The sequence below is a fragment of the Bifidobacterium commune genome (assembly GCF_900094885.1).
Taxonomy (GTDB): Bacteria; Actinomycetota; Actinomycetes; order Actinomycetales; family Bifidobacteriaceae; genus Bifidobacterium; species Bifidobacterium commune.
Window position 1 is genome coordinate 867,584 of sequence record NZ_FMBL01000001.1, and the last position, 17,425, is coordinate 885,008.

Sequence of the window (17,425 nt, forward strand, 5' to 3'; positions counted from 1 at the left end):
ATGCGACGTCGGCAGAAGTGTCATATTCCGCCATGAGATAACTGGGAATAAATCGGAATCGACCAAATGTCTAATTATTGTATTGCTCAGATATGACATGACCCTTCAAAAAGCTCTCATTCCAATGGTTTTGACTATTCAGCACTGCGGTCTAGACTTGGAGACAGCACAAAAGAACTGTCGAATCGAGACGTTTTGAGCCCCAATTTTCACGTTATCAGCCCACTTTTCTGGATTCAAAGCGCGTTCAGAGACTATTTCGACAAATCTCACATTACAGATACCTCACTTCACCGGACCGGTGTCACCAATGATGTTTCGGACTACGCAGTGCGTGGCTGGAACCTTTCCTACAATTACGGCTTTGAACCTGCGCAGGATCTGGCGGAGGACGAAGCGGTATGGATTACACCCGATCTGCTCATCGCCCTCAACGGATGGCGGAATCGGCACAACATGGAATCGTTGCTCTTTGAAGCCCCTCCTGCCAACTGGCTTAGTTCTTTGCCGTCAAAACTGACGGGACGTAAAGCTGTCTGCGCGGATGTGGCCCAAATCAGAACGTGGACGACATTTCCGGATGGACTGGGTGCCCGTCCTTGGTCACAACTCGGCAATGGGAGGGTTCCTGAATTCAGAGCGGCAAGACGGACTCTCCCCCAATTGCAAGATGATTTGCGCAATGCACCAAATGATTCGCTGATTTCCGTCAACGCGCACATCCCGACGATCTGCGAGGAATGGGCCGTCATCATCAATCACGGCGCCGCAGTCGCCGCAAGCGGATATTGCGTTCACACACCCCTTGGAGAGGAGCAGAGCGACAATACAGACGAAAGCCACAATATTCTTACGGTGTTTGACGAAGCGGAATTTCATGATGCATGCCGACCTGTCGCCGAAGCCATGGCTACCGCAGCAGCGCAGGCAAGTCATCTGAGCAACGTCAGTATCACCGTGGGTTTTCATTCGACTTCGCCAGCGGGCATGACCGGAAACACAAATCAGGTAGCTGAACGACAACTGTCCGGAGACCGTGCACCGAAAGCCCTGATTACGGACGAAGAAACCACATTCCAGCCCTCCGCTGTTGTCGTCGAAGCAGCACCAGTCTGGTGCACAACGCCATATCCCTACCGCTCCATCAAAGAGATAACAGGCTTTCTTGAAGCCATAGCCGATTCTCGCATACGACAGGAACCAAAAAAAGGCGACCAAGAATGCAGACAACTAGGTATTAAAGGCGGCGTAGACGGCATCTACTTGCCGGACCCTTGGATGGTCCGACGCAACGTACATCGTTACGACAGATTCTGAATCAGGGCCAGCGTCAACGCTTAAAACCGTAAATCAGTTGACGACTTTCAAGTCCGCTTTCATGAAATCCCGAAGCAGTTGAATTCGACCGAACTGTTCGCACGTCGGAGTCTTACCCCGTACAACACCCTGTAGTTTGGGGTTGCCATGCCCATACATGTTTCAGCCCCTGCCTAGGGTCATTTATGCCATGGAAGCGCCAAGCTTCTTGATGCGCTGGATATGTTCAGAAGCGGCCTCACGTGCAGGCTGCGAGCCATCGCCCATATTCAGGTCGTCAACGTACACCAGATCGGCATCATTCACACCGCAATACTGATGGAACATATAGTTGACGACTTGGTTATATAGAGACTCGTGCATACCGGACTCGCGATACCAGTCCTTCGAGCTGCCGGTAAGTGCAATGAACCGGAACTTCTTGTCGGCAATAGCCGATTTGCTGCCATCGCGGTTGTACCCAAAATGACGGCACAGCACACGATCAACAAAGCCTTTCATCATCGCTGGCATGGTGAACCAGTAAATCGGGCAGACCATCGCAATGACGTCGGCATCCGCAATCTTGCGCTGCATCTGCGCGACATCGTCCGGCATTGGCCCCTCATCAAGATACTGCGTGCGATCGGCAATCGTGTATCTTGGATCAAAACCGACGGCGTGCAGGTCAACGAACTCAGTGTCCGCGCCTTTGCTTGCGGCGCCCTCAAGAAACGCCTTGCCAATATACTGCGTCAGCGACTCCGGATCCGGATTCGCCGTGATTGCTAAGAATTTGCTCATGTAGCCCATTGTACAAATTAAGTGTGAGATTCCTCCAACGCTTCATTAAGGACCCAAAGAGCACAATTCCAAACCGCGAATGCTTATTCCACACAGTAAGACAAAACAAAAGGGAAACCAGCAGGATCTTTAATATTAAACTCACGTAAATTCCTTCATAAGAAAGCAAGGCAGAGATGGCTGACTGGATTCAAGCAATAGGTACCATAATCGCAGTGCTGGTAGCGATGGCAGTACCCGTTTGGCAGATGAAAATCGATTCAAAACGCAACAATGAGGCACGAGTTGAAAATAACTATTACGAACTTCGGCACAACGCTTTTCTTGTTGATTCATGGATAACCAGAAGCCAAGAAGGTTGGAAAATTTGCATCGTCAATGACAGTGAAGGTCCCATTCGAAACATACAAGTTCATGCGCAGTGGCCCGAACTTGCCCATCAGCGAAAGCATCTTGACCCCGCAAATTTAACCGTCATCCCAAAAGCACATAAACCCTGGAGAACATTCTCCCGGGGAAACTGGATCATCTCGCCTAAAAGCGCGACAGAGAATTTACAGTATTCGGCATGGGACTATCCCATTTGCAAAAATAGCCGAGAAGAACTGCCAAGTCCCGCATTCTTCGATTCCGATGGCGACAAACATACACTGGCCGCCCTTAGATTTACCGACGTGTACGACAACGCTTGGGTTCGCATTTACAGTTGTGCACCGGAGGACTACAACATGAAACCCGGTCTTTACTTGCTTGCAACCTCAGATAAGCGTTTGCAAAAGTATGTCAAACAAACCCCTTACTTCGCGCCGAATAATTGATTATGGGTATATTTTGAAGTAAGGCACGACGAAGCGACCCAGAAAGCCTTTTATTCGAAATGCACCTCTTTGAAGAGGTGCATTTCGAATAAAAGGCCTCATCATGAATACAGATGTCGGATGTCAATGAAGACGGCGACCAGGCGCCAGAAAACCAATCACACGAACTTGTGTGGCGCATGCCTTCGGGATTGGCATAGCAGGTCGTCTTCGGTCAATTCGAAACAGCTGAGATCGATGGCTTGCTGCGCGAGAACGCTGCCCCGCACCCGCGTGCACATTTGCACCAACGTGTTGACATCGATCAACTGGATACAGCATTCGCTCGCATAGGCAACGGCTTGTGCCGTATACCTGCGGTGATGATGAAAATCAAACCTTGCGCCCACTGCGCCGTACTGGCACCGACAAGCTTGTGCAGCAGGGGCCGCCCGACGCGATGGCTCGAATCATACATTTGCATTCGGCGATATAGGTGCGCCCATCCTTTTCAATCTTCAAATCGAAATCGTCGTCATTCGCGGGAGGCTTGACGGAAGCCCGATAATCAAACCGCTTGTATAAATCAGCACAGAACGGCTCAAAATCGGTAGGATTCGACGAAAACTAGTAACAATTGACTGAACCGACGCGGCACATTGCCGTGCCTTAACTCGTTTCATCACCAGTTGCCGCTTATACGACTCCAGCGGGCAGTAGTCAATCGATTGTCCCTCATCGCGCATCAGCAATGTTAGGCCATACAACGTCAACGGGTTCTCGGGTTTAAATGAAAAACCGGCCACCTCGAGAACGCTTTCGGCTTGATAACTTTATTGCTTGATCATCACAAATCAGCCGTGCCGTCACTTTTCGGAAATTGCCAATAAGGGAACACCAAATCAACGGACCCTATCGCACCGCACCATGCGATCGACTGATTACCCCCCCCTCAGCACCTCAATAGTGCAAACGGAAAGGACCTGTCATGACAGCCGTAGCCGCCTAATCTCGCGATACAGATAAATAAGCAGAATGGCAGCAAGCGACACCTACAGCAAGGGAATGCCATATTGACGCAGTAACAGCGTAAACTCACTTTCAAAAGGGAAAATATCCACAACTAAGATACTACCGTGCAATACCACAACGTGAAGGCGCCGGGGATGCCATCCGTACTCTTGGATGCACGATCCAAACCCGCTCAACTCACACTCAACTAATCAAAATGTCTGATTTGCGCAAGCATGATTGACGCAAACCAGACATTTCAAACTTCAACGAACCAGAACCGGGACCGGTCGCTACTCCTGACCGGGAATGTGATGGAGTAGGGCACGACGTTCTCGCTGCTGGCGCGGGTCTGGGACCGGGAGCGAGGCCAGGAGCTTTTGGGTGTAAGCATCCTGGGGGTGTTCGATGATTTGGCTGGCGTCACCGTGCTCGACGATTTGGCCCTTGTGCATCACCATGATGCGGTCGGCGAGCATGTCGACCACCGCGAGGTCGTGGGTGATGAAGAGGCAGGCGAAGCCAATTTCGACCTGTAAGCGCTTGAACAGCTCAAGGACCTTGGCCTGGACTGACACATCCAACGCAGACGTCGGCTCGTCGGCAATCAGCAGCGACGGCTTGAGCGCGAGGGCCCTGGCGAGCGAGGCACGCTGGCGCTGTCCACCGGAGAGCTCGTGCGGGAAGCGGTCCATGTAGACGCGCGGGAGTTGCACCATTTCCATCAGTTCGCCGACGTAGTTTCTTGCTTCGGCGACCGACGCATACTTCTTGTGCACAATCAGCGGCTCGGCGACGTTCTGCGCAATGGTCATGAGCGGGTCGAATGAGCTGCCCGGGTCTTGGAAGACGAAACCGATGTCGGCACGCTTGGGCTTGAAATCACGCTCTTTGACGCCGTTCATCTCAACACCAAAGACCTTCAGCGATCCGTCGCTGATCTTTTGCAGACCGGCGATCGCGCGCCCGGTGGTGGACTTACCGGAACCGGACTCCCCCACCAAGCCAAGAACCTCAGAACGGCGGATAGTGAAATCAACTTTGTTGACGGCCACAAAATCGGGCTGCATCAGGCGGCCGGGATAGGTGACGCTCATCCCCTTCGCTTCGACAACCACGGGCTCCTTACGCCAATCGGTCGTGCGGGTGACGACACTGCCGTACCTGTCCTTGACGACGAGCTTCTCGCCAATGCGAGGCACCGACGCCAGCAAACGCTGGGTATATGGATCCTGCGGGTGGTAGAAAATCTGTTCCACGTCGCCCTGCTCGACAACGTGCCCCTGATACATGACAACCACTTGATCGGCGATGTCAGCGACTACGCCCATATTATGAGTGATGATCAGCACGGAAGCACCGAACTCGTCGCGGGCCAAACGCAGCAAATCGAGAATCTCCATCTGCACGGTCACGTCAAGCGCCGTAGTGGGCTCGTCCGCAAGAATTAACCCGGGGTTGAGCACCAACGCCATAGCGATGACGATACGTTGCTTCTGGCCGCCAGAGAACTGGTGTGGATAGTAATCGATGCGAGTCTCGGCATCGGGGATGCCGACCTTCTGCAAAATCTCGATGGCCTTGGCGCGAAGTTCCTTCTTATCCTTCATGCCATGAGCGCGCAGCCCCTCCTCAATCTGCCAGCCGATGGTGAACACGGGGTTCAGCACCGAATTGGGCTCCTGGAAGACCATGGCTGCCTCACCGCCACGAAGCTGCTGCAGCTGCTCTCCGGAAAGCTTGAGCACGTCAAGTTCCCCGGTGCCTTCCTTGTTGGAGATGTAAATCGCGCCGGAAGTCGATGCCGTCTCGGGCAGTAGCTTGATGATTGAGCGGGCAGTGACGGACTTGCCGGAGCCGGATTCTCCGACCACGCCTACCACAGTCCTGCGCGGGATGGTGAAGGTAATGTCATCGACGGCCTTGATCGGGCCGGCATCCGTGACAAAGGAAATGCCAAGCTTATCGACCGAGGCCAGCATATCCTTAGAAAGATGCGGCATCACAGCATTTGGAGCAGACTGCCCATATGTGGCACCAGACGTATTGACATCTTTGGCGCCCTCGTTCGGAAAGACCATGTTAACAGCTTTTGTATTATTCGTTTCGCTCATTCTCACTCATCTCCCTGACGCTGAGCGTCCGAATACTGTTCAGGCTCATCAGAAGAGCCATTGACAGTGGGTTTATCAACGACCCCAGTCTCGGTATCCATCGCATCATCCGTCTTCATAGGCTTACCTTCAATCTGCACAGCTACGTCGTCGGCCTTGTTCGGGTCAACGGACGTATCCTCGATGGAACCTATGACTTCGGCAGCGGACTTGCGGGCGCGCAAACGCGGATCAGCGAGATCGTTCAACGACTCGCCTACGAGCGTGATACCCAAAACGATCAGCACAATGGCCAGACCCGGGAAGATCGCTGTCCACCAAATACCAGCGGTGACGTCAGCAACCGCACGGTTCAGGTCGTAGCCCCATTCAGCAGCCGCAGTCGGCTCGATGCCGAAGCCCAGGAAGCCCAGACCTGCAAGGGTTGAAACAGCTTCAGAACAATTCAGAGTCAGGATGACCGGCAGTGTACGCGTCGAATTCTTCAGCAGGTGATTGCTCATGATCCTCCACGTGGAGGCACCCACCACGCGAGCGGACTCGATGTAGGCAGATTCCTTGATACGCATCACTTCGGCGCGAATGGTACGGAAATACTGCGGGACGTAAACCACGGTAATAGAGATGCCCGAAGCAAAGATACCACCCCACAGGCTGGACTGACCGCCGGAGATGACGATGGCCATGAGGATGGCAAGCAGCAGCGACGGGAAGGAGTAGAGGGCGTCAGCGATCACCACAAGCACGCGGTCGATCCAGCCGCCGAAGTAACCGGAGACCAGACCGAGAAGCACGCCGACGAAAATTGAGAGCACAACAGCCACGATAATGGCGATGACCGCAGTGCGCGTACCCCAGATGGTACGGCTCAACACGTCAAAACCTCCGACCGTCGTACCCCAAGGATGTTTGGCACTCGGCGCGGCCTGCGTCGGGAATGTCTGCCCGTCAGACGTCTTGACCTGAGCGAAACCATAAGGCGCGAGCACCGGTGCGAAAATCGCGACAAGCACGAAAAGCGCAGTGATGACCAATCCTGTGACCAACATTCCCCGCTGCCAACCGACAGACATGCGCAGTTCGCTCATAAACGGAAGCTTGGAGAACCAAGGCTCTTTCTTTGATTTGAGTTGTTCCAGACGCTCGTCTTCAGAAAGTGCTGTGGCGGTGGAGGTCGAAATTTCCCTAGACAATTCAGTACCTCACTCTCGGGTCGATCAACGCACAGACCACATCGACGATGAAATTGACGACGGCTACGATGACGGCAATCAGGATGACGATGCCCTGGACTGCCACGAAATCGCGTGCTTTCAAATATTGGGAGAGCATGAAACCCAAGCCCTTCCATTCGAATGTGGTCTCGGTAAGCACCGTACCGGCAAGCATGGTCGCAATCTGCATGCCCATAACCGTGATGATTGGGATAAGTGCGGGACGCCAGGCATGTTTTGAAAGCAGACGTTTCTCTGGTACGCCGCGCGAACGCGCAGCCTCGATGTAACCTGAGCTGTAGGTGGAGATGACATTGGTTCTCACCACGCGGATGAACACACCAGCGGTGAGAAGCCCCAGCGCAACTGCGGGAAGAATTGCATGCACAAGAACATCGCCGAGCACTCTCATGTCACCAAGCTGGAATGCATCAATGATGTAGAAACCTGTAGGTGAAATGAGCCTGCCGAACTGCATCTCACTTTCAAGAGAAGACCGTCCGGAACTAGGCAACACACCCATCGACGAAGAGAAAACAAGCTTAAGAACAAGACCAAGGAAGAACACCGGAGTAGCGTAGCAAAGGATCGCAAAAATCCTGATCGCCGCATCCGAAGGACGATCGCGATGCTTGGCTGCTAAACGACCCAACGTAATGCCGACGACAAGCGCGACAACGAGGGCCAGAACAGCCAGCTCGAAGGTCGCCGCACCGTAATGAATCAGAATGGAACTAACAGGCTGGTTATCGGTCAACGTGGTTCCCAGATCGCCGTGCAACAGCTTAAGCAAGTAGTCACCGTACTGCACAATCAACGGACGGTCATAGCCTGCGGCATGAATACGCCGCTGGAGCTCATCAGGGCTCAACCTTCCACCCTGAGCAGCCGAAATGGGGTCACCGGTCGCACGCATAACGAAAAACACAACGGTCACCAGAATGAACACCGTTGGAATAATCAACAGGAACCTTGTCAGCACAAAACGGAAAAATCCGCCTGACAGCCTATTCTTCTTAGATTTCTTTGCCTCAGATGGCGCTTTTGCATCCACCTGACCGACAGTCTCTCCAGACATATCCTACCAATTCTTTGAATTAACAACGTCCAGACAGCATAATACCGGCCCCCACCGAAAAGCGACAGCCGGTATCAGCGCAGACACGTCAAATCTTCGATTGCATGATTAATGCAATTACGCCATCAAGACTTAACGATAGGGGCGTAACGGAAGCGGAATGAGCTATCCAGCACAACGCCCTTAATGTTTGATGAGGTCACCGCAACCTGGTCACCCTGCAGAAGAGGAATGATGGGAAGATCCTTCGTTGCCATTTCCTGAATCTGCTTGAGCATTTCGGTTCGCTTGTCCTTGTCCTGCTCACCAGCCTGCTGGGCAATAAGGGCATTCATCGCAACGTCCTTGTAGCCGTTGTTAATGAAGTTGCCATCACGGAAGAAGGGCGATAGGTAATCGTCGGGATCCGGATAATCCGGGTACCAGCCGAGCTGATAAGCCGGATAGGAGCCATCAGAGTCCTTGGTGACGACACGATCCTTGATGTACTGAGTCCACTCGGTCTGCTGCAAATCAACCTTGAACAAACCACCGCTTTCCAGCTGAGACTTAATAGCAGCATATTCATCTGTCGCGGAGGAGCCGTAATGGTCGGCACTGTACTGCAACTTCAGGTCGACAGGAGTACTCACACCTGCTTCCTCAAGCCTCTTCTTGGCCTTATCAAGACTCGGTTTGCCGTTGCCGTCACCGTAGGTCTGCTTCAACGTGTCCTCGTGACCGGTCAAGCCTTTCGGAATGAAGGAATACAACGGTGTATAGGTACCCTTGTAGACACGCTTTGCAATGGAATCGCGATCAATCAAATCGGCGACCGCACCGCGCACCGCGCTGGCCTTTTTAGGATTCGGATCGGTGCTCTTCTCACCGTATGGCTGAAGCCTGAAGTTGAAGACGATGAATCGTTCCTCACCACCGGAACCCTTAAGGATATTGATCTTGCCATCCTTCTTCAGATCCTCGATATCAGTCGGAGAAAACCGACTCGTGACAACGTCAACGCTACCCTGCTGCACTGCCATCTTCAGGTTCGAGTTATCAGCGAAGTACTTGAGCTGTATCGTCTTGTTCTTCGCAGGAGTCAGACCCTTGTATTCAGGATTCTTGATGAACTGAGCAACTTCGTTCTGCCGGTACTGATCGAGTTTGTATGGTCCGGCGAAGCCTTGCCCCTTCATGACCTCATCAGTCGTCGCGGGTCTATCGGCCGGGTAGACCGAATGGTCAACGATCGGTGCAGCAGGACTGGCTAAGATCTGCTTGAGCGTCACGTCGTTGGGAACCAAGGCCTTGAAAACCACCGTGGTGTCATCGGGTGCTTCGACGGATCCAATGTTGGCGAGCAACGAGGAAGGGCCTTTGGGGTCATTGATTTTCTTGACCCTGTCGAATGTGTACTTGACATCCTTGGACGTCAGCGAGTTTCCGTTGGCGAACTTCAAGCCCGGCTTAATTTTAACGGTCAGTTCCTTCCCATCGGCACTCCATGTGCCATTGTCAGCCGCGATGTCCGGACTGATTTCAGAAGAGTTGTAATCCTGGGAATACAGAAAAGGATAAATCTGGGTTTGCACGACGAACGAACCATTGTCGAACGAACCGGCAGGATCCACGGTGGTCACCTTGTCGGTGGTGCCGATGGTAATCGTCGACGCGTCCGTAGCGGAACCTGAATCACTCTTCACACCGCCGCATGCTGCAAGTGAACCCAACGCCGCAACAGCGCTGAACATGGCCAATATTTTTTTATATCTCATACAATGGGACCCTCTCTAAATCATCGTCGGAAATATCCGAGTACAAAAACAGACGATATCTATTCACTGTTTCGCAACGGCGAATACCATCAAAATCCAATCCGCACCCAAACATTCCCAGTTACCACACTATGAATGAGAACCGAAACAACAGTCATCCTACCCCGTGATCCGGAACCAAACAATTAGAAACAACTCTATAATCATATAAACATCTGTTGAATTTGCACAAGCATGTCCATATAAGGGAATGGGACATACAATGCAGATCACATAGCACAACATTCGCCGGATGACCGTTGAGCCCTGTGCATGAATACCTCTCATTTCGTCATCGCTCACTCCAGCAGTTGCAAAAGATCGTCCTTGGTAAGGTTCGAGATCCCAGTCGCAGTACCGCTGCCGGCCTTGTCGACAAAACGGTGAGCCAAGTCGCTTTTAGACTGCTGCATTTTTAAAATTCGCTCTTCGATGGTGTCTTTAGCGACAATTTGGTAGACATTGACATCCTGGGTCTGACCGATGCGGTGGGCGCGATCGGTGGCCTGCTCCTGCGCCGCCGCGTTCCACCACGGATCGGCATGGACCACCACGCATGCGCCTGTGAGATTCAGGCCGGTATTGCCGGCTTTCAGTGAAATAAGGAAGACAAGGGTGTCATCGTTGTTGAACTGATCGACCAGTTCAAGCCGCTTGCGTTTGGGGGTCGATCCGGTAATGACGTTGTATGCGACACCATTCTGGCGCAAACGCTCAGCTATCAGTTCTAAATAGCTGGTAAACTGCGAGAAAATCAGCATTTTACGACCGGCATCCTGGCAACTGGACACAAGCTCCTCGATGGCATCGAGTTTGGCCGACGTAATCTTGCGCGGCTTGCCGGCCGCACCCATCTCCCCCAAAATGCCCACACTTGAATCCGACGAATCGGCATTGCCCGCAATCATATTCGCCGACGCATCAGCGGTTTCGCTGAACTCATCAATCGGTTGATCGTCTGCACGTTCAATCTCGCGGCTTGGTGCACCCCAGATATGTTCATTGTTCTTGACGACGTTGCTGCCCACATTGCTGAATAGCAGACGCGGATCACAGCAGACCTGGCGCAGGCGGGTAAGCTGGGCCAGAATCTGAATTTTACCGGTTTTGTATTCGATGTCGCGCTGCTTGTTCAAAGTGGCCCGCAACTGCTGTTCGAGAGCGGCATACAACCTGCGCTGTTCGCCTTCCAACTTGACGGTGATGACGTTTTCGATCTTGTCCGGCAGATCCTTGAGCACCTGCGACTTGAGACGACGAAGAATGAATGGGCCGACGAACGCTTGCAACTTGGCCTGTGCGTCCTTGTCACCCGAGAGAATCGGCATCTCGAAGCGGTCGCGGAAATGCTTGTATGCCCCCAACATACCCGGCATAAGGAAATCGAAGATACTCCACAGCTCGGAAAGTCGATTTTCAATCGGGGTGCCGGTCAGGGCAAAGCAATGCCGGGCACTAATCGAACGCACGGCATGAGCGGACTTGGTGGCATGGTTCTTGATGTATTGCGCCTCGTCGAGCGTCATGCAATAACATTCAAGGCCTTCATAATCATCGATGTCGCGACGCAACAGATCGTAGGAGGTGATCAAAACATCAGGTGCATCCCACTTCTCATTTTGATCATCATGAGTTCCGCGATACCACGACTTGGCATTTTTCAGTTCTGCCCGACGTTCGGCTTTGGAGCCAGCAAGCACGCTGACATTGAGCTGAGGAGCAAACTTGGCACATTCGCCCGCCCAGTTGTACACGAGCGAAGCCGGGCAAACGATAAGACTGGGACCTACCTTGCGCTGCTTCTCGCAACACGACAGCAAATATGAAAGCATCTGCACGGTTTTGCCCAGTCCCATTTCATCGGCGAGAATACCTCCGAAACCTTTGTCGGACACAGCATTGAGCCAGCGGAATCCTTCCACCTGATGGGGTCGCAAGACATGTGCGAGCGAATCGGGAACCCGGTAGCTTTTCGGATTAAGAACCCGCAAATCGTTGATGTAAGAACGGAATTCGTCACTCTTGTCCTGCTCATCGGCTTGATGATCCAGATAATAGGCTTCGTAGCCGGGGACGCGGATGGCACCGGAATCAAGTTCTGCCGGTTTCAGACCCAAATCACTGCTGACCTCATCGAGTCTGCTGGTATCGACATCAGCCATATTGACGAAAGCGCCGCTTCGCAAGCGGTGGAATTTGCGCTTCTTGCGGTAGCTGTTCAATAGCGCCGGCACGTCGGAGGGGTCTATCTCGTCAGCGATCGGCGAGACCTCGACCAATCCCGATTTGATCGCCAGTCCGACCTTGAAGACGGGATGTGGCGATGACGTGAGTCCGTCAAAACTCGGTGTGGAAAACACTTCCCCGAGGCCTCGCAATACAGGAAGACCCTCGTTCAATAACCTGTAGATGGCCTTATCATCATCTTCCGCAATGCGAGCAATCGTTCCTTGAGGCATCGGGAAGTACTGACGTACCGCCTCCACGGCCAGCCGTTCCGTTTCACGATCCCTGACAACTCGTTCATGCTCTGAAATACCGGAAAACACATGGAAACGTTCATCCCCATAACGGGCCTGCACATCGCAGGTAATCCCATTTTTATCACGGTCAAGATAGGTTTCGATATGGCACGGAAGACGGCGCATATCGATCAGCTCAGGCGGCAGCTTGACTGCAATGCCATGATGTGAAGCCCCACGTGTTGCCAACGTTGCACCAGCGCCCACAGCCGATTTCACGTTGGTCGCTCTGTTCGCACCGTCTTGCACCAGCCCACTGTGTTCGGCTCCATTGGATGACGCTTCCCGATCCGAACCGTTATCACTCAAACCAGCATCGACAGTTTCAACATTCCCAGCATTATCCGCGTCTTCCTCGGCGACGATCGGATCAAGCGCAGGAAGCACAGTCCGTGAAAACTCTTCGACATCATTGCCGCTCAAGTACAAATCGCGTTGCCCATCGCCGTCACAAAGCACCCGCAGCAAATTACGATTCGCGGTCATAGCACGCGAGCAACGGTGAATTTCCGGAATGCTCACACCCAAGGGGCCGTCACTGTCTACAGAGTCGACGACTACGAACGATGACCCTCTACCAATGATGAACTTTTCTATGCTGCGCGAATGACGGATACAATAATCGTGCCTTGCCGAAGAATTCTCGTTATCGACACCCATCGGTTCATCGCCTGAAGAAGGAGTGCCGTCGGCAGTCAGGTTCCCCTCATCGGCTCGAACCACTTCCAAACCTAGCTCAGGGTCATCCTCAACCACCCGAACCGGAACAGCGGAAGCAAAATCGCCGTGGACCGGCACATAATCGAGAGTTACATCGGCATCAACAAACAGATCAAGCAATTCAGCGGTCTCGTCATCCGATAGGCGTATTTCTTGCGCCTCGATCTTGCTTTTGTAGAACTCGAAATCACCGGAAACGCTTTTGCGAATCTCGATGGCACGACCAAGGATGGTCAGAATGGATCGCGAGCGCTCATCAAACGAATCAAGGGAGTGAACGAATGCGAGTTTCTTGCCGTACGTGACGAATTCTCGCTGTTGCACGGCATCAACCAAGTCGCGCACATCCTTGACGACATAGGAAATCCCTTTGGAGGGTACGGCAATATGCACGCGAAGATACCATCCCTTTGCCGCACTCTTAAGCAAGGGACGCAAAACGACCGAACCAATGGGCATGTGACGGCTCAGTGCCACGTTGCTGCTGACATCACCGGCAGCACGACTACTGATTTCCTTAAGAAGGTCCAGTTGACGGTTCTTGGATTGGACTTCAAGCCTGGAATCCTCCTGCTGCATGTACGAACGCAACATCCGTGAGGTGCGATGAACGACGTTACGTGAACGGTTGAGACCACCGTTGACGGATGCAACGATGCCGTTGCCGAGCTCTTCGAATTGTTCGGGAGCATCGTTGTATTGCATGATCAGTGCAATGACATGCTTGCAAATCGCACCGAACCGCCCGAATGCCGGACAGGTACAGCTCGAGTCCAGAATCTCGCCTTGGTTCTCGTCAATGCGAGCGCTGACCTCATAATCCTGGGCAAACTGATCGGCGGGATCGACCGCGGCTTCAAGCAATGTGCCGTGCTCACCCGGCGTACAGATGAGATTGTGCATCCGCCCTGCGGAAATGATTTCGTAGGCGCGATAGAAACTCTTGCCGCCTCTCTGGCGCAGCACTGCTTCGGGAACAGCCGGTTTGCTGGCACCGAAAGTCACTCCGCCATCGAGGTCGTCAGTCGTATCGAACGAATCGTCGTCCAAACCCGAACCGAGGCCAAACCCTCCCGAGTTTCCGGTTCTCGACCCATATACTGACGCACGCCAATCCAAATCGTATCCCCCGTCCCATAGCAGTCTGCCTGCGGCTTCAAATTGTCACGGTATCGAAAGGCCGCAAACTTTCATTCTACTCCATCCGACCAGCCGCTACCATGTCACCACGCAGGAAATCGTTGCAAAATCAAGATCAAACGCAATCCATTAAGCCTGAACCGAATAATCTGGTATTTCGCCCAGCTGGACGTCACCAAGCTTCTTCGACCGGTTCGCGCAAAATCAGCCTTCGAGTGCGCCAACAATCCCAAGTAATTGCGACAGAGCTATCGGCAGCCCTTCTTCTTGCCGGCCATATGCTCGGCAAGATAACGTCCGGTGACGCTCTCAGGGTTGGAAGCCACCTCGTCGGGAGTGCCGGTTGCGACCACCGTTCCGCCTTCCTCGCCTCCCCCTGGCCCCATGTCGATGACATAGTCGGCGTTGGCGATCATATCAAGGTCATGTTCGATGAAGACCACCGTGGCCCCGCGATCTACGAGTCGTTGCAGTACTTCAATCAGCGTACGAACATCGAGCGGATGCAGACCGGTCGTCGGCTCGTCCAAGACGAACAGCGAGGTGCGCTGCTGCTTGCCAAGCTCATTGGAAAGCTTGAGACGCTGGGCTTCACCGCCCGAAAGACTGGGAGTATCCTCGCCAAGTGTGAGGTACCCCAAACCGAGATCATGCAAGGTTTCCAAGGCCTTATGTATCCGTTTGAGAAGATTCGGGGCAACCATGCTCTCACCGCCGGTCGATCGCACTGACATTGCTTCATCGGCAGCTTCTTCAGGAGCAAAGACATCGAGGGCGTCATCGACTTCCAAATCCAATATCTCAGGCAACGTCAACCCATGCGGATGGCTGGGCGTTGCCAGACGAACTTCGTTGATTTCCGGTCGATATCGGCGACCGTGACAGGATGGACAAGCGATAGTGACATCAGGCAGGAACTGAATATCGAGGCTGATTTGACCCGTACCGTCACATTGCGGGCAACGCAGAGAACCTGTGTTGTATGAAAATGCGGAAACATTAAACTTGCGACTGCGCGCCAATGCTGTGGAGGCAAAAGCCTTTCGCAGCATGTCCATTATGCCGGTGTACGTGACGAGGGTCGAACGCACATTGATGCCGATGGGAGCGGAATCAACCAAACGAACACGGGTGATACCGGCGGTGCCAAGCTCGCGAACATGTGACGGCGGCGGCGTGCCATCCTCCTGTGCCTGCATAGCAGGAATCAGCGATTCGAGAATCACCGTGGTCTTCCCGGAGCCGGAAACACCGGAAACGGCGGTCATGCGTCCGCGAGGAATGGCAATACTCAAAGGATGGACCGTGTGAATCGCCTCAATACTCATCCTGACCCAATCGGTTTTGGAAACAGGCGGCAACGGCAATCGATTTCTGACCACCACAGGCTGCGAACCATCAAGAAATCCGGCAATAAGGGACTTAGTGTTATGCCGTATTTCAGCAGGCGTTCCCTGTGCAAGCACACGTCCTCCGCGCCCGCCTGCACCCGGTCCCATTTCAATGAAGCGATCGGCCGCGTTGAGCACGTGAACATCGTGATCGACAAAAACCACCGAATTGCCGGATCCAAGAAGATCGCGCATTACACCGATAAGCCCCTCGATGTTTGCCGGATGCAGACCTGTGGAGGGTTCATCAAGCACATACAAGACACCCGTGGTTTCGTTGCGCACCGCCCGAGAAAGCTGTGCACGCTGACGTTCTCCCGTGGAGAGCGTGGCTGTGGAGCGATCCAAAGTCAGATAACCCAAACCGAGCTCAATAAGTCTGCGTCCCATATCTTCCAGTGTGTCGACCAGACTCAGTGCCATCTGGCGCATATCCTCCGGCAAATGGTTAGGTACACTCTTGGCCCACAATAATACCTTTCGCAGGGGCCAGGAAGTTACCTCGGCCAAGCCATCCTCTCCGATTTTCGGAGCCCGGGCCGCCTCGTTGAGGCGAGAACCTTCACAATCCGGACATGTGCGCTCGACCAAGAATTTCGCCACCTTGACCATTCGTTTTTCATCGGTGGCACGGTCGAGTTCTTTGGTCACGGTCAACCGCGCGTTACGGAACGTGAAATCAAGATTATGAATGCCTTTGACTGAGGTGATGGTGATATGTTTCTTTTCCTCCGGTCCGTTGAAAACAATGTCGCGCTCCCTGTGCGTCAACTCGTGGAACGGTACATCCGTGCGCACTCCGAACTCCCTAACGATATCAGGCTGGACGTTGAAGCCGAACGTACGCCACGGCACAACAGCACCTTCATCAATGGTGAGATTCTCATCGGGCACCAACGCGGCATCGTTCACTTCATGGATGATGCCGGTGCCCTGACAAGTCGGGCATGCCCCCGTTGAATTGAAGGCAAGCTGTTCGGCGCTGGGCGGTTCAACGAGCGCCCCACAGACTGCGCAATGAATCGGCACTTCGGCGGCGACATCGAGCGTCGGCTTTTGATAGTGCCCATTTGGACAGGGGTGAGCAGCTAAGCGTGAGAACATCAACCGAACCACATTCAACGTCTCTGTCGACGTGCCGAAAGTAGAACGCATGCCGCCAACGCCCGGTCGTTGGCGCAGCGCCAAAGCCGGAGGAACAAAACGGACCGCGTCAACCTGCGGTTTCTCTGCCTGCGTCATTCGCCGGCGGGTATAGGTCGAAAGAGCATCAAGGTAGCGTCGCGAGCCTTCGGCATACAGCACCCCCAGTGCCAAAGACGATTTCCCGGATCCTGAGACTCCGGCGATACCCACCAGCTGATTAAGCGGAATTGAAACATCGATGTTCCGCAGATTGTGGACCCGAGCGCCCCGCACTTCGATGGCTTCTGGCGCCGAGGAAGCCCCACTCTCACGCACTTTACCTAGAGTTACGCCATCACCATTGTTTCTATTGTCCATTCCACCAACTGTATTCGTTCCTCCTGCCAGATTACGAAT

General features: G+C 53.4%; 9 protein-coding genes and 1 pseudogene. 2 read left to right on the plus strand and 8 right to left on the minus strand.

Going from position 1 to position 17,425, the window contains the following annotated elements; translation table 11 throughout:
* Nucleotides 1-195: 195 nt before the first annotated feature.
* Entirely contained in the window at nt 196-1,317 is a 1,122-nt protein-coding gene (locus GA0061077_RS03510) for a hypothetical protein (protein ID WP_091847481.1), read from the plus strand.
* 183 nt (nt 1,318-1,500) lie between these two features.
* Here GA0061077_RS03510 and GA0061077_RS03515 read toward each other — a convergent pair whose 3' ends face one another.
* On the minus strand, nt 1,501-2,100 hold the full coding sequence (locus tag GA0061077_RS03515; RefSeq protein ID WP_091847649.1) for an NAD(P)H-dependent oxidoreductase: 600 nt from the start codon (nt 2,098-2,100) through the stop codon (nt 1,501-1,503).
* Between the two features lie 176 nt (nt 2,101-2,276).
* On the opposite strand from GA0061077_RS03515, the gene GA0061077_RS03520 reads away from it, so the two are divergent.
* A complete protein-coding gene (locus tag GA0061077_RS03520; RefSeq protein ID WP_091847482.1) occupies nt 2,277-2,918 on the plus strand; it encodes a hypothetical protein in 642 nt (213 codons plus the stop codon).
* A 372-nt stretch (nt 2,919-3,290) separates the two neighbouring features.
* Here the strand turns inward: GA0061077_RS03520 and GA0061077_RS07240 are convergent.
* From GA0061077_RS07240 to GA0061077_RS03555, 7 genes and pseudogenes are all read right to left on the minus strand, one after another.
* A pseudogene (locus GA0061077_RS07240) lies at nt 3,291-3,503 on the minus strand (hypothetical protein); the annotation flags it as partial.
* A 698-nt stretch (nt 3,504-4,201) separates the two neighbouring features.
* Nucleotides 4,202-5,911 carry a dipeptide ABC transporter ATP-binding protein gene (locus GA0061077_RS03530; protein ID WP_091847650.1) on the minus strand — a complete coding sequence of 570 codons (1,710 nt, stop codon included), beginning with the start codon at nt 5,909-5,911 and terminating at the stop codon, nt 4,202-4,204.
* 113 nt (nt 5,912-6,024) lie between these two features.
* Entirely contained in the window at nt 6,025-7,215 is a 1,191-nt protein-coding gene (locus tag GA0061077_RS03535) for an ABC transporter permease (protein ID WP_221182600.1), read from the minus strand.
* A 1-nt stretch (nt 7,216) separates the two neighbouring features.
* Nucleotides 7,217-8,314, minus strand: coding sequence for an ABC transporter permease (locus GA0061077_RS03540; RefSeq protein WP_091847484.1), 1,098 nt, complete (start codon nt 8,312-8,314; stop codon nt 7,217-7,219).
* A 125-nt stretch (nt 8,315-8,439) separates the two neighbouring features.
* The gene (locus tag GA0061077_RS03545; protein ID WP_091847485.1) at nt 8,440-10,071 is read right to left on the minus strand and encodes an ABC transporter substrate-binding protein; all 1,632 of its coding nucleotides are present in this window, start codon (nt 10,069-10,071) and stop codon (nt 8,440-8,442) included.
* Between the two features lie 338 nt (nt 10,072-10,409).
* Nucleotides 10,410-14,471, minus strand: coding sequence for a DEAD/DEAH box helicase (locus tag GA0061077_RS03550; protein ID WP_260281730.1), 4,062 nt, complete (start codon nt 14,469-14,471; stop codon nt 10,410-10,412).
* A gap of 269 nt (nt 14,472-14,740) precedes the next feature.
* Nucleotides 14,741-17,386: an excinuclease ABC subunit UvrA gene (locus GA0061077_RS03555; protein ID WP_091847486.1), complete on the minus strand. Its 2,646-nt coding sequence runs from the start codon at nt 17,384-17,386 to the stop codon at nt 14,741-14,743.
* Nucleotides 17,387-17,425 lie beyond the last annotated feature (39 nt).

Excerpts from the sequence above, each read along its gene's own strand:
- GA0061077_RS03555 (WP_091847486.1), bottom strand. The coding sequence starts at position 17,386 with ATGGACAATAGAAACAATGGTGATGGCGTAACTCTAGGTAAAGTGCGT.
- GA0061077_RS03530 (WP_091847650.1), bottom strand. The coding sequence starts at position 5,911 with ATGCCGCATCTTTCTAAGGATATGCTGGCCTCGGTCGATAAGCTTGGC.
- GA0061077_RS03540 (WP_091847484.1), bottom strand. The coding sequence starts at position 8,314 with ATGTCTGGAGAGACTGTCGGTCAGGTGGATGCAAAAGCGCCATCTGAG.
- GA0061077_RS03515 (WP_091847649.1), bottom strand. The coding sequence starts at position 2,100 with ATGAGCAAATTCTTAGCAATCACGGCGAATCCGGATCCGGAGTCGCTG.
- GA0061077_RS03520 (WP_091847482.1), top strand. The coding sequence starts at position 2,277 with ATGGCTGACTGGATTCAAGCAATAGGTACCATAATCGCAGTGCTGGTA.
- GA0061077_RS03545 (WP_091847485.1), bottom strand. The coding sequence starts at position 10,071 with ATGAGATATAAAAAAATATTGGCCATGTTCAGCGCTGTTGCGGCGTTG.